This is a genomic window from Chryseobacterium sp. WG14, assembly GCF_024586945.1.
Lineage (GTDB): Bacteria > Bacteroidota > Bacteroidia > Flavobacteriales > Weeksellaceae > Chryseobacterium.
In genome coordinates this window covers 140773-153687 of the sequence record NZ_JALCZD010000001.1, presented here as the reverse complement: position 1 = coordinate 153687, position 12915 = coordinate 140773, and the positions used below count along the sequence as shown (strand labels likewise).

The 12915-nt window shown below is 36.5% G+C and carries 13 protein-coding genes and 4 tRNA genes; 3 read left to right on the top strand and 14 right to left on the bottom strand.

Annotation, left to right across the window (positions count from 1 at the left end; translation table 11 throughout):
• Positions 1 to 322: 322 nt before the first annotated feature.
• Entirely contained in the window at positions 323 to 535 is a 213-nt protein-coding gene (locus MP478_RS22565; protein ID WP_373567428.1) for a phage integrase SAM-like domain-containing protein, read from the bottom strand.
• A 618-nt stretch (positions 536 to 1153) separates the two neighbouring features.
• Positions 1154 to 1227: transfer RNA gene (locus tag MP478_RS00630), tRNA-Asp, on the bottom strand.
• A 345-nt stretch (positions 1228 to 1572) separates the two neighbouring features.
• Between MP478_RS00630 and MP478_RS00625 the strand changes: the two genes are divergently transcribed.
• Genes MP478_RS00625 through MP478_RS00615 form a run of 3 tightly spaced genes read left to right on the top strand, consistent with a single transcriptional unit; the run spans position 1573 to position 5444 of the window.
• Positions 1573 to 2496 (top strand): aldo/keto reductase, encoded by a 924-nt coding sequence (locus MP478_RS00625; RefSeq protein WP_257190665.1) that lies wholly within the window; start codon positions 1573 to 1575, stop codon positions 2494 to 2496.
• A gap of 31 nt (positions 2497 to 2527) precedes the next feature.
• Positions 2528 to 4102, top strand: a complete 1575-nt coding sequence (locus MP478_RS00620) for an NAD-dependent epimerase/dehydratase family protein (RefSeq protein WP_257199261.1) — start codon at positions 2528 to 2530, stop codon at positions 4100 to 4102.
• Entirely contained in the window at positions 4095 to 5444 is a 1350-nt protein-coding gene (locus MP478_RS00615) for a D-arabinono-1,4-lactone oxidase (RefSeq protein WP_257199260.1), read from the top strand. Before MP478_RS00620 ends, MP478_RS00615 begins: the two co-directional genes overlap by 8 nt.
• 82 nt (positions 5445 to 5526) lie before the next feature.
• Here MP478_RS00615 and MP478_RS00610 read toward each other — a convergent pair.
• The 12 genes from MP478_RS00610 to MP478_RS00555 all read right to left on the bottom strand — a co-directional run bounded on the left by MP478_RS00610 (position 5527) and on the right by MP478_RS00555 (position 12843).
• Positions 5527 to 5600 (bottom strand) — tRNA-Asp (locus MP478_RS00610).
• Positions 5601 to 5632: 32 nt separating this feature from the next.
• Positions 5633 to 5706: transfer RNA gene (locus tag MP478_RS00605), tRNA-Asp, on the bottom strand.
• Positions 5707 to 5735: 29 nt separating this feature from the next.
• Positions 5736 to 5809, bottom strand: a tRNA-Asp gene (locus tag MP478_RS00600).
• A gap of 126 nt (positions 5810 to 5935) precedes the next feature.
• Positions 5936 to 6253, bottom strand: a complete 318-nt coding sequence (gene trxA, locus MP478_RS00595; protein WP_047099031.1) for a thioredoxin — start codon at positions 6251 to 6253, stop codon at positions 5936 to 5938.
• An 85-nt stretch (positions 6254 to 6338) separates the two neighbouring features.
• Positions 6339 to 7514: a cysteine desulfurase family protein gene (locus MP478_RS00590; RefSeq protein WP_230036877.1), complete on the bottom strand. Its 1176-nt coding sequence runs from the start codon at positions 7512 to 7514 to the stop codon at positions 6339 to 6341.
• 2 nt (positions 7515 to 7516) lie between these two features.
• Positions 7517 to 7984 (bottom strand): hypothetical protein, encoded by a 468-nt coding sequence (locus MP478_RS00585; RefSeq protein WP_230036879.1) that lies wholly within the window; start codon positions 7982 to 7984, stop codon positions 7517 to 7519.
• A 24-nt stretch (positions 7985 to 8008) separates the two neighbouring features.
• Positions 8009 to 8596 (bottom strand): HAD-IB family hydrolase, encoded by a 588-nt coding sequence (locus tag MP478_RS00580; RefSeq protein ID WP_047486987.1) that lies wholly within the window; start codon positions 8594 to 8596, stop codon positions 8009 to 8011.
• A 4-nt stretch (positions 8597 to 8600) separates the two neighbouring features.
• Positions 8601 to 9326, bottom strand: coding sequence for an SDR family NAD(P)-dependent oxidoreductase (locus MP478_RS00575; protein WP_230036883.1), 726 nt, complete (start codon positions 9324 to 9326; stop codon positions 8601 to 8603).
• Entirely contained in the window at positions 9326 to 10645 is a 1320-nt protein-coding gene (locus MP478_RS00570) for an FAD-binding oxidoreductase (protein WP_230036885.1), read from the bottom strand. Before MP478_RS00570 ends, MP478_RS00575 begins: the two co-directional genes overlap by 1 nt.
• A complete protein-coding gene (locus MP478_RS00565; protein WP_230036888.1) occupies positions 10642 to 11529 on the bottom strand; it encodes a decaprenyl-phosphate phosphoribosyltransferase in 888 nt (295 codons plus the stop codon). The genes MP478_RS00570 and MP478_RS00565 overlap by 4 nt, the downstream gene beginning before the upstream one ends.
• Positions 11530 to 11636: 107 nt before the next feature.
• Positions 11637 to 12326: an OmpA family protein gene (locus MP478_RS00560; RefSeq protein WP_047487000.1), complete on the bottom strand. Its 690-nt coding sequence runs from the start codon at positions 12324 to 12326 to the stop codon at positions 11637 to 11639.
• Positions 12327 to 12351: 25 nt separating this feature from the next.
• Complete coding sequence (locus MP478_RS00555) at positions 12352 to 12843, bottom strand: lipocalin family protein (RefSeq protein ID WP_230036889.1); 492 nt, start codon at positions 12841 to 12843, stop codon at positions 12352 to 12354.
• Between the last annotated feature and the right edge of the window lie 72 nt (positions 12844 to 12915).

Below are 12915 nucleotides of genomic sequence, written 5' to 3'. Positions count from 1 at the left end.
TGCAAAACACTGGCTTGAGTGTTTGGCAAAACCAAATGTGTCAATAGTGTGGACTAAAAAAGTTGCTGTGCAATGAGCTTTTAATTGCTTATTGTGTCTTATTTGTCGAGTTGCGGGCGGTTGCTACTATTGCTGCTAATGCTTTTCGTGCATTTATTTCCAGGGTTTGATCATGATTTGTGTTGTTTTAGCCATAGTTAATTATTTGTCAGGGTTTTTAAATATAGTACTATTTAGCGAAAATTAATAAGACTGTCAGGAAATTTTATAGGAAAGTTTAGTAATGCTTTTCTTCATCATCCATAAATGGATCTCTATTCAGCTAACCGTGGGCTAAGCAAATACTGATGATCTTCTCAAAATTTATAATATACTTCACAGCTGTATTGTTATTACAAAGCTTTTCGGTCCGCAGAAAAAATTCAAAATCATTAAGAAAGACATAATCAATTTTTCTAATATCAATATCAGAAATGTCATACTTCCATTCTAAAAACTCTTTGGTAAGACTTAAGTAGCTATTATAACTGCTAATGTTTCTTTAGCAAACTCCTTCCCTACCAACTTCTCCATTCTGTCGTCATAATCTTGAAATATTGGAATCAGTATTCGATTTTTTTTTGATCTCTATCCAATAACCTATTCTTAAGAATTTTACAGCTTATCGGTCCACTTTCTCTTATGAGTGTATGGTAGGTATCATAAACTTTCTGCTCAAATGTTTTAAGATAAAATTAAGTGAATTATATTCTTCTAAAGAGCCTTTTACATTTTGAGTCTTGCAGTTCTATTTCGGTGGTGATATGGTATGTTTTGTACTGATCTCAGAAATTTTACCTTCATAGTAATTCTCAGGTATATGAGTGCTTTTCCCTGAGTGTTGATCTTAGTTTTTTTTAAGAAAAAAAAGTTGAATGTCTTATTCATATATGTACCACTTTTAAAAATTTAAAATTAAATTCATTAAAAACGTCCCACAAGATGTTCAATTTATGAACAAGCTTTTTCTTACTTTTCAGTGACATTTTTATTCCTTTTCAACAGGTCACTTTCAGATTGTGGTTTTTAAGTTTCTTTTGGAACAGGCACAAAACAAAAAATGCTGTAAAACATCTATTTTACAGCATTTTGTACTATTTTGATTAAATAGTTGCGATCCGGACGGGATTCGAACCCGCGACCTCCGCCGTGACAGGGCGGCATTCTAACCAGCTGAACTACCGGATCATGTTTTATTTTTTTGAAAGAACTCAGTTTCTTTTTGTGATTGCAAAAATACATCTTTTTTTAGTCCCTCCAAACAAACATAAGCTTTTTTTCTATAATATTTATATAAACTACAGGTTATCAATTATAAAAATTTTAAAAAAAAGCTATTGACAAACATTGTATAAAGTCCCATTTATAGGCTATTTTCAATATTCCCACCTCTCAAGTTATCATGTTTTTGTACCGAAATATGATCCACAATAGTTACGATTTACATCTTTCCCATGTTTATTCAAAAAAAACAATCAATTTAAATATTATCAACATAAAATCATTATTTTTGAATTATAAATAATTCACAATATGGAGATAAAAGAAATAAAATATATCAATAAAACTCCTGTTTTTCCAATTTCTCTCGGTGGGGCGGGTATTGGTTCCTGCAATGAAAGTGTATTCTTTCAAGGTCCAATATCGGAAAAACAAGCAGTAGAAACCGTATTATTCGCATTGGAAAATGGTATAACTCTCATTGATACTTCGCCTTTTTATGGGGATAGTGAGAAAAAGATTGGTATTTCATTACAAGAATACGGAAACCGCTCATCTTTTATCCTTTCTACAAAAGTAGGTACCCATCCTAAATATAAGGGATTTACAGCAGACGCTATCCTGAAGAGTATTGATAACAGTTTAAAGACATTACAAACAGACTATCTGGACATTGTGCACATCCACGATCCTTCTGATACTGATTTTAAAAGCATGTTGAAAAACAACGGCATGGAGACTCTTTTAAGGCTAAAAGAAGAAAAGGTGATTCATAATATTGGCCTTGGTGTCCGGAATCATAATCTCCACTATCAATTCATTTCTTCTGGTTATGCCGATGTTATCCTGCCTTATCTCGATTATAATCTTTTATGTACCAAGGCAGATGTTTTACTGGACACTGCCCACAAAAATAATGTTGCCGTTATGCTGGGGTCAGCCTTATGCATGGGGTTACTTTCCGGTAAAAATCCTTTGGATATCAACATCTGTCATTATGCCATAGAAAAAGATGTTTCACTAGAAAAAGCCATGCAGATGTATGTATGGTGCAATAAAAACGAGATCAGCTTAATGGCACTTAATTACAAATTCATTCTGAATCATCCTGCCGTGAACACCATAGTAATAGGAGCATCTTCTAAACAAGAGGTAGAAAAAAGCATACATGCCTATAAAGAAAATATCAGCTCTTCTATTATGAACAATTTTCAAAAACAATTCAATCTTTTATAAAAATCATTAAATAACTTAAAGAAACTAATCAATGGAAAAGAACCCGCTACATTACAAAGATGAAAACATTTTAAAATCTTCTGCCGGAATCATCCCCACCGATCTTTACCGCTCTATCCTTGACAATGTCCCTTTAATTTGTGTGGACCTTATCATCGTCAAAGACAATAAAGCTTTCCTTACCAAACGTAAAAATAAGCCGAGTAAAGACATTTACTGGATGCAGGGCGGCAGAATGCTGAAAAATGAAGGGATAGAAGCCTGTGGAATTAGAAAAGCCGCTTTAGAACTGAATATCCCGGAAGACAAAATAAAAATAACCAAGTATCTGGGTACATTCTCTACAGAATTTAACGATTCTGAGCAGGGAGCTTCTTCCCATACGGTAAACATTACTTTCCAGGCAGAGGTTGAGGATATCCCTTTGGGATTTGATCTTGATCATTCGGATGGCCAATGGTTTGATATTAACGGAACTCTCCCAATAGAATTAGAGGGAGTCTATACCCATCATCCCTATATCGCTGAGATACTAAAATTAATTGAGCCTAAACGTATTCTGAAGAATGATAAAATTAAAGTATTGATAACCGGAGCAAGTGGATTTATAGGCTCCCATTTGGGGAAGCGGTTAAAACGCGAAGGATACTATGTAATAGGGGCAGATTGGGTAAGTCCTGAATTTATGCAACCAAGAGAGTTCTGCCATGAATTCCTCAGAATTGATCTCCGTAATATGAAAAATTGCCTGAAAGCCTGTGAAGGAATCGACTGGGTTTTCAACCTCGCAGCAGACATGGGAGGCATGGGTTTTATTCAAAGCAACCATAGCCGGATCGGATATAATAATACAATGATTAGCTTAAATATGTTGGAAGCGGCAAGACATCACAATGTAAAACGTTATTTTTATTCTTCGAGTGCCTGCGTCTACCCTTTGCATGTACAGGATAATTCTGAACACACTATTGGATTGAAAGAAGAAGATGCCTGGCCAGCCTATCCACAAGATATTTACGGACTTGAAAAGCTATATGGTGAAGAAATTGCCATGAAGTATTCGGAAGAATTCCCACAAATGCAAGTACGTATTGCAAGATTTCATGGGATTTATGGAGAATGCGGAACCTGGAAAGGAGGAAGAGAAAAAGTTCCTGCCGCCTTCTGTCGTAAAGCTGCTGCATCAGAATCCGTTTTCGAAATATGGGGTGATGGTGAACAGAAACGTTCATTTTGCTATATTAATGATTGCGTGGAAGGTGTGATCCGTATCATGAAATCAGATTATAACAAACCTCTCAACCTGGGTTCCGAAGAGATGATCTCAATGAATGACTTTGCAAGACTTGTGATGGAAATTGCGGACAGAAGTCTGCCTCTGAAGCATATCGCAGGACCAGAAGGTGTCCGCGGAAGAAATTCTGACAATAGTCTTATTGAGGAAGTGCTTGGCTGGAAGCCTTCTATTTCTTTATCCGTTGGAATAGAAAAAACATACAGATGGGTCAAAGAACAGGTAGAAGCAGAAAAACATACCGGCATCAATACCTCTGCATACAGCGAATCAACAATAGTAGCCACTGAAGCATCGAATATTAATGATTAAAGAAGAGAATTATAGCTGGAATAACTGGGCAGGAAATCAATCCTGTATTGCTGAAAATTATTTTGAACCGGAAACTGAAGAACAGATCATAGAAATAGTCTGTTTCGCAGAAAAAAACAAAAAAAAGATTCGTGTAATCGGTTCAGGACATTCCTTTTCTCCCATTGCTATCAGTAATGAGATTCTGGTTTCTTTAAAAAACTACCGGAAACTAATTTCGGTGGGAAAAGACTCTGTTACCTGCCAAGGTGGAATGTATCTGCATGAACTGTATACTATTTTAAAAGCAAACACATTATCCTTTCCCAATTTTGGAGTTATTAATAAACAGACAGTTGCCGGTGCATTAGCAACAGGTACGCATGGCAGTGGCTTAAAACACCGAAGCCTTTCGGCGCAGATTGAAAGATTACGCATGATAACAGCATCAGGAGATCTTTTGGAAATAAATAAAGAAACAATATTGAAGATCGGGAACAAAAACCTAAATATATTGGAAGCCGCGTCCTTATCGCTGGGTTCACTTGGAATAGTTACAGAAATAACATTAAAATGTGAACCACTATTCTATCTGAAATCAGAAGAGTCTGTTATTGAATTTGATGAATTCCTTGAGTCTATGGATGATTATGCCAAACGCTATGAATATTTTAAGGCATGGTGGTTTCCACACACAGATAAAGTATATCTGTTCAGAGCAGAGCGGGTAGAAAAAGAACAATACAGCGAAAAAAGCAAATGGGAAAACTATACCCGGGAACAAAAAGACAGAGATCTCCAAATTGATACCTTAACCACTCCCCTATTCATAAAGAGTAATGCGGACCCTTCCCTGATCCCGGAAATCAATGCCTACTGTCTTGATTATTTCTTCACGCCACGCACAAAGATTGGAAATAGTTTTGAAATATTGGTACATGATGAAACAATACCAATGGTAGTTTCAGAATATGGACTACCGATACCTGACGGCATTCACAAAAAGGCATTAAAAGAATTCAGAGATACTTTGGAACATACTGAACACAAGGTTCATTTCCCCGTAGACCTTCGTTACACTGCTGCCGAAGAATCATGGCTCAGCCCCTCCTACCAAAAAGATACTTTTTATATTGGTATGTGTGTGCGTGAATACCGTGAGAAAAAAATACACCCGTCTATGCAGTTATTTTTTGATGTTATGAAAAAATATAATGCCTCTCCTAATTGGGGAAAACTTTCAGATCTGTCAAAATCGGAATTAGAAGAAAGGTTTCCAGGAATAAATGATTTCCGGGAACTACGAAACAACATAGACCCCAAAGGAGTTTTCTTGAACGAATTTATTAAAAGTATTTTCTAAGCCTTAGAACAGATAGTCCTAAAAAACAAAAAAACTGTGAAATCTAGATTTCACAGTTTTCATATTACATTGATTGTAATTGCGATCCGGACGGGATTCGAACCCGCGACCTCCGCCGTGACAGGGCGGCATTCTAACCAGCTGAACTACCGGATCAATTTTTTTTTAAAGAAATTGATAAAACTTCGCGATCCGGACGGGATTCGAACCCGCGACCTCCGCCGTGACAGGGCGGCATTCTAACCAGCTGAACTACCGGATCAATTTTTTAAAGAAATTGATAAAACTTCGCGATCCGGACGGGATTCGAACCCGCGACCTCCGCCGTGACAGGGCGGCATTCTAACCAGCTGAACTACCGGATCATTTTTGTGTAAGAACGTCGTTTCTTTTTCGTGGTTGCAAAATTACACCTTTTTTTGTTAACTGCAAATTATTTTAAAAAAAATACCTTCCAATACTGGAAGGCATTCATTATCAAACTTATTTTTTTATAAGTGTGCGCTTAATTTCTCAGCGATTACCTCTTTTGGAGTAACACCTACTAATTTATCTACTACTTCACCGTTCTTAAAAATAAGAACTGTAGGGATATTTCTGATTCCATACTGCATTGAAATTTCCTGGTTGTTGTCTACATCCACTTTCCCTACTACTGCTTTTCCTTCAAAATCTGAAGCCACTTCTTCGATGATTGGTCCCAAAGTTCTGCATGGTCCGCACCATACTGCCCAGAAGTCTACTAATACCGGTTTATCAGATTTTAAAACCGTATCCTGAAATGAGCTGTCCGTAATTTCTAAAGCCATTTTGTTTCTTTTATTTTAATTAATATTATATTCTCGTTCAATTCTTCTATTGAATGTTCAAAATTACGATTTTTACATCATAAGACTATCTATGCTCAACATTAGTTTTTTCTATAGCATAGTCACTTGAAATTTCCTTTAAGGCTGTTACTAAAGCATCAATCTCTGCTTTTGTTGTCATATGGCTGAAAGAAATACGTAATGGTGTACAATGATCCATTTCATCTTCAGAAAGCACCATCATCATTACCATTGATGGCTTGGAGGCTCCGGAAGAGCACGCACTACCCTGAGAAATGGCAATTCCTTTCATATCCAGCTGAAGACCTATCAATGGGTTCTTATAAGGTAATAATGCACTTAATACCGTGTAAAGGCTGTTTTCTTTTTCAGCACTTCTTCCGTTGAATTTAATCCCTTCTATTTCTGCAGAAAGTCTTTCTATAGCATAGTCTTTAATTTTCTGCATATGGTTTGTATATTCTTCCATATGATTCAGAGAAAGCTCTAATGCTTTACCAAGGCCAACAATACCGCAAACATTTTCTGTCCCTGCCCTAAGGCTTCTTTCCTGAGGTCCTCCGGTAATGATTCCTTTTAGCCCTGTTGCTTTTCTGATAAACGCAAAACCTGAACCTTTAGGCCCATGAAACTTATGAGCACTGCATGAAGCAAAGTCTACAGGAATATCAGAAAGATCAAGGTTCATATGAGCCATGGTCTGTACCGTATCTGAATGGAACAGTGCATGATATTCTTTGCATAGCTGCGCTACCTTTTTAAGGTTGATGATATTTCCTATTTCGTTGTTGGCATGCATTAAGCTTACCAACGTTTTTTTATCTGAGGATTTTAATAATTCCTCTAATTTAGAAAGGTCAATATCTCCTTTTTCATTAGGACGGATATAGCTTACCTCTACTCCCTTTCTGCTTTTCATATCCAGAATACTTTCAGAAACACATTTGTGTTCCAAAGGAGAACTGATGATCCTTTCTACTCCAAGGTGTTCTACGCTGGATTTAATGATCATATTGTTTGATTCCGTTCCACATGAAGTGAAAATGATTTCAGCAGGACTTACATGAAGATAGTCTGCAACCTGTCTTCTTACATTTTCAATAAGTATTTTTGCTTCCTGGCCAAAGCTGTGAGTGGAAGATGGATTTCCGAAATTCATCTTCATCGTACCAACCATTGCGTCTATTACTTCTTCTGCAAGAGGAGTAGTGGCGGCATTATCTAAATATATTTTATCCATTATTATTTTGAATATTTTAATTCTACGGAGTTAAATTGGTAATCTGAAGGAACTGCAAAAACAAACCACGGATTAGAAATCACCTGAATTTCCATTCCCCCGGAAGGTTCTCCGGCAGGAACTTCCACATACAGGATGTTATTGCTTACATACACCGTTTTAATCTCTGTAATTCTGTGACTTCCTGACCTGAAACTTCCCAGGTTATAGAGAACAACTTTCTTATTTTTTGGAAATTTCGGGTAATCAATAGCCGGTTCTTTTTCCATATCTATAACACCAAAGCTTTGTCTGATGCTGTTCTGGAAATCTTTTTCGTCTTTAATAATTCTGAAACCAGCCTGGTCTGCGCCTCCCTGAGACTCAGAAACAAGAATTTCTACGCTTTTCTGCATACCTGAAGCCTTTTGGGATGGTGTATTTGTACAGCTCATGAGCATTGCAGCAAATACAGTTAACAGCCTTTTCATTTTTTATACTTTTATCATCCAAAATTAATGAAAAAATTGGTAATGTCCCTCATTTGCCCATTTCAACATTGGCCGATCTCCGGAAGTATCACCAAATGCAATAATTTTATCATATCTGGAATCGTTTATTTCTTCTTTTATTCTTACCAGTTTTTCTTTTCCGTTGCAGTTTTTACCTATAAAATTTCCTGTGAAAACCCCGTTTTTAAACTCTGCCCGCGTAGAAACAAGCTGCATTTTCAATTCTTCGGCAAAAGGTTTTACCCAGATATCCAAAGAAGCAGTAACCAATAAACTCTGTATATTATTCCTATCGATATTTTTTATAAAGTCGAGTGCATTTTCCCTGACAATTTGAGGATAATGGTGTTCAAAAAACTGTTTAGACTTCATTTCTATTTTTTCCTGGGTCTGTCCTTTCAGAATAGATCCTATAAAACTTTTTTTCACCTTTTCGGTTTCAGCAAGTTTTAGCTTCAGTAAAATAAAAAGAGGAACATGCTTTAAAAATTGTATTCTGTACTTTGTAGAATCGTAAAACTTCAGATACATAAACATGGTATCTTTATACGTCAGCGTTCCGTCAAAATCAAAACAATACAATTTTTTCATTTTTTTAAAGCTTTAATTTTTTAAATATAAATTCAGGGATATTCCTGATAATCATCATGATAATACTCCAGATCGGCAAAACATATGCCACATTATTCTGCTTTTTGAAGGCTTTATAAATACAGGCAGCAGCTTGTTTGGGGCTTGCCGTCAGCTTAGGATTTAAAGGCAGGCCTTCTGTCATTTTGGTAGCCATAAATCCAGGTTTTACTGTCAGAACATGTACTTTTTTATCAAAAAGGAAATTCCTCAGACCGCTTAAATACGCTGTAAAAGCAGCTTTTGCACTTCCATAGATAAAATTACTCTGCCTTCCCCGGTCTCCGGCTACTGATGAAAGCCCGATAATCGTTCCCGATCTCCTGTTTTCAAATTTATGAGCAAAATAGTTCATCACAGGAATAAGCTTTGAATAATTGATCCCGATAATACGCTCAGTATTTCTGTTATCATAAAGCCCTTCTTCTGTTCCTTCTCCCAAATATCCCACGGCACAAAATAATACATTTGAATTGATATTATCAAATCTGTTGTAATCAATTTCTTTCATAAGATCCAGCTCAACAACTTCAGACTGTTGCAGAAACTTGACATCTAAATGTCTTGCAAATCTTTCTGTAGTTTCTTTATTTGAGGTAAAAAGATAGATTTTTTCAAACTTTTCGCCTTCCTGAAGTGCTTTTTCCACAAAAGCCTGTGCCACCTCAGATGTACTTCCCAGAACTATCATTATGAGTTGTTATTTAAGATTCTTTTGTGCTGTAAAGACACAAATTTAGAGTTTCTAATATTTTTCAGGTAGTTGGTCAGTGATGATCTGCTCATACTGTCTTTGGTAAGATAAATTCTTCCCCCAAACTCCTGAACGATGCTGTCCAGCTGATCTACCAGCTTTTTAAGCTTTGAATTTACTTTAAAATCCAGAGCCAGTGTATAGCCTTCTACAGGAAATGAATTATAAGCCTGCGGATTATTTTTTCCAAAAAGCTTTAGTACAGCCAGGAATGACCCGTTGCCACTTTTAGCAATCGTTTCAAGGATTTTTTTCATCCCTTCTTTTCCGGCTTCCTTAGGAATGACCATCTGATATTGTATGAACCCGGATTTCCCATAGATTTTATTCCAGTCATTAATGGCATCTAACGGATAAAAGAATGTTTCATAATCAATAAAACTTTTGACTTCCTTCCTGGATTGTTTTTTATAATATAACCAATTGAAGATTTTTACTGTCAGGGCATTCAGCACAAATCCCGGAAAATAAAAAGGAACAGTAGGCTGTAGTTTTTTCTTTAATCTAAGAGGTGTTTTCGCTAAGTTTTGGGGAAGTTCGTGCTGAAAAGCATGCTCCCCTCTCATGAGAATACTTCTGCCGATATTTTTCCCTTTTTGAAGACAGTCTATCCACGCTACCGTATACGTCCAGTTTTCACTTTCATCAAACAGTCTGAAAATTTCATCCAGATTATCTGCTTTAATACTTTCCTGACGAATGTAAGCGGATTCTATATTTTTAAGCTTAAATTTTGCGGTGAGAATAATTCCGGTAAGACCCATTCCGCCAATCGTTGCCCAAAATTTTTCTGAATTCTCTTCTCTGGAGCAGGTAATAATCTCTCCACTTTCGGTCATCAGTTTAAACTCTATGACATATTCTGAAAAGCAGCCTTCTGCATGATGATTTTTACCATGAACATCGGAAGCGATGGCTCCGCCTACCGAGATAAATTTTGTTCCGGGTGTCACATAGAGAAAGTATCCCTGGGGCACTGCTATTTCAAGTACATCTGAAAGCAACACCCCGGATTCGCATTCTATCACTCCGTTTAAACGGTCAAAACTGATGAATTTATTTAATTTTTTAGTAGAAAATATAGTTTCTCCCAATGAGGCATCTCCATAGCATCTTCCGTTACCTCTTGCAATAACCTCATTATGATCAAGAACAAACTCTTTTATTTTTTTGAAGCTGTCTTCAGATCTCATCTCTTTTTCCACTACCGGGAAATTCCCCCAGTTGGTAACCTTCTGTGTGAAATTCGGCTTCATTTCTTAAAGTAAATTTGAATTAAAAATGCAGCAACCCAAAGTAATAGGGTTACCTGTATATAACGGTCTCTATAGACAATCTTGGTAGGAGATTCTGTTCTGTTGTATACCAGGGTTTGCTGAAGATATCTCAACAGAGCAAATACGACAAAAATGACCGTATAAAATACTCTTTCATGAAATCTTGCCTGCACTTCCGGTGAAAGGGTAAACATCAGATAGCAAACAATGGCCAATGTTATGGAAATAGACAGTGCAATATCTGCAAACTGTACATTATATCCATCCAGTGCCTTTCTTGTCTTTCCGGAAACCTGAGCATTAATAAGCTCTCCTCTTCTCTTTCCGATGGCTAATACCAATGCCAGTACAAATGTTAACAGAATAGCCCATTGTGAAATGCTGATTCCTGTAATATAACCACCAGCCAAAACCCGCAGTACAAATCCTATCGCAATAATAAAAATATCAATGATAGGAACATGTTTCAGCCTGAATGTATACGCAAGGTTCATCACCACATAAAAGCTTATGATGGCTCCAAATTTCCATAAATTTTCATGGAAATAAAACTGCGCAAGAAATACAAGGGCAATATCTGTGATCACCAGCCCTAGAAGAATTCCTATTGCTTTTGATTTTGAGATCGCTCCACTCGCCAGGGGTCTTCTCCTTTTTTCAGGATGCTTTCTGTCTGCTTCAATGTCATTATAATCATTCAGAATATAAACAACGCTGGCTGCTAATGAGAAAATAACAAAGGCAAAGATACTTTTAGAAAGTAAGTCTATATTGGTAATATTACCTGAGAAAAACAGAGGGACAAATACAAAAAGGTTTTTCACCCATTGCTCCACACGGAGCAGTTTAAGATATTTCTTCATTTATGTTGTTTCAAATACAAAAATAGCAAATTCAAAATTGACAGCATAAAAATACAAAAAAAACCGCCGGGGCGGTCTTTTACGAAAATATTTATATGTTAAATTAATTATTGCCCTTGTTTGGCATCATTAATCATTTTTTCATTGGCAGTAATGGCAAATTCCACTCTTCTGTTTTTAGCTCTTCCTTCATCAGTATCATTGCTGGCAACCGGCATATTTTTACCTTCACCTTTTGTGAACATTCTGCTGTTTGCTATTCCTTTTCCAGATAAATAAGCTTTTACAGCATCTGCTCTTCTTTGGGAAAGCGCCACGTTGTAAGCATCTTTACCTACGCTGTCTGTATGTCCGTAGATATTGATATTCGTATCCGGGTTATCAGCCAATACCTTAGCTAGCTTATCCAGGTTGGTTTGTGCTACAGAAGTAAGATTTGAAGAGTCGAAAGCAAAGTTTACAATACTTTCATTCATCGTTACTTTAATACCATCCCCTACTCTTTCAACCTGAGCTCCCGGTAAAGTTTCTTTAATATCTTTAGCCTGCTTATCCATTTTGTTACCGATAACGTTACCTGCAACTCCACCGATAATACCACCTAATACAGCACCAATAGCTCCATTACCTCCTTTACCTACATTGTTACCTAAGATACCTCCCAATACAGCTCCTGATGCAACACCTACTGCTGTACCTCTCTGTTGGTGGTTTGAATTCTGAACCGCTTCACAACTTGTTAATAACAAAGCTGATGATAAAAAAAGGGCTCCTACGTATGTTTTATTAAATTTCATTTTTTTGATCTTGTATGTTGATAAATTATTTCATTCCAGCTCTTTCGAAGTTGTAAACAACTTTCACATTTTCTCCATCAAACGGAACATCCTGTTCAAGAGAAAACTGATCCGTAGTCTGGCTCACTAATGTCAGCGTATATCCTGCTGTATTTTGTTTTGCTTTAGTACCTGCGGCAATTTTTTTAAACATAAATGTGTTACCATTTTTCACTTCAAACTTGATAGGTTGTGTAATAGCCGGACAATTTCCACCACCGTTTAAGGTATAAGCTCCTGTCCAGTTATTAGGAATCAGTCTCCAATGACTTCCTACAAAACACTGAGCATCTGCTCCTTCGTCGAAAGGCTTAATTTTAAATCCTTTATCGTAATTTACGCTAACAATCTGCCAATCTCCTTTCATCTTAAGGAAATCTCCTTTTTGATCCTGGGCTGTAGCCGCTTTATTCACTGAGGAACAAGACACTGCAAAAATGGATGTTCCTAACATCCCTGCAAGTAGTAACTTTTTCATTTTGTTGTTTATTATTTTGTTAGTATAAAGTTACAAAAAACCGTGCCAAAATTGAAAATAAAAAATAAAAAA

Excerpts from the sequence above, each read along its gene's own strand:
- MP478_RS00625 (WP_257190665.1), top strand. The coding sequence starts at position 1,573 with ATGGAGATAAAAGAAATAAAATATATCAATAAAACTCCTGTTTTTCCA.
- MP478_RS00620 (WP_257199261.1), top strand. The coding sequence starts at position 2,528 with ATGGAAAAGAACCCGCTACATTACAAAGATGAAAACATTTTAAAATCT.
- MP478_RS00615 (WP_257199260.1), top strand. The coding sequence starts at position 4,095 with ATGATTAAAGAAGAGAATTATAGCTGGAATAACTGGGCAGGAAATCAA.
- trxA (WP_047099031.1), bottom strand. The coding sequence starts at position 6,253 with ATGGCTTTAGAAATTACGGACAGCTCATTTCAGGATACGGTTTTAAAA.
- MP478_RS00590 (WP_230036877.1), bottom strand. The coding sequence starts at position 7,514 with ATGGATAAAATATATTTAGATAATGCCGCCACTACTCCTCTTGCAGAA.
- MP478_RS00585 (WP_230036879.1), bottom strand. The coding sequence starts at position 7,984 with ATGAAAAGGCTGTTAACTGTATTTGCTGCAATGCTCATGAGCTGTACA.
- MP478_RS00580 (WP_047486987.1), bottom strand. The coding sequence starts at position 8,596 with ATGAAAAAATTGTATTGTTTTGATTTTGACGGAACGCTGACGTATAAA.
- MP478_RS00575 (WP_230036883.1), bottom strand. The coding sequence starts at position 9,326 with ATGATAGTTCTGGGAAGTACATCTGAGGTGGCACAGGCTTTTGTGGAA.
- MP478_RS00570 (WP_230036885.1), bottom strand. The coding sequence starts at position 10,645 with ATGAAGCCGAATTTCACACAGAAGGTTACCAACTGGGGGAATTTCCCG.
- MP478_RS00565 (WP_230036888.1), bottom strand. The coding sequence starts at position 11,529 with ATGAAGAAATATCTTAAACTGCTCCGTGTGGAGCAATGGGTGAAAAAC.
- MP478_RS00560 (WP_047487000.1), bottom strand. The coding sequence starts at position 12,326 with ATGAAATTTAATAAAACATACGTAGGAGCCCTTTTTTTATCATCAGCT.
- MP478_RS00555 (WP_230036889.1), bottom strand. The coding sequence starts at position 12,843 with ATGAAAAAGTTACTACTTGCAGGGATGTTAGGAACATCCATTTTTGCA.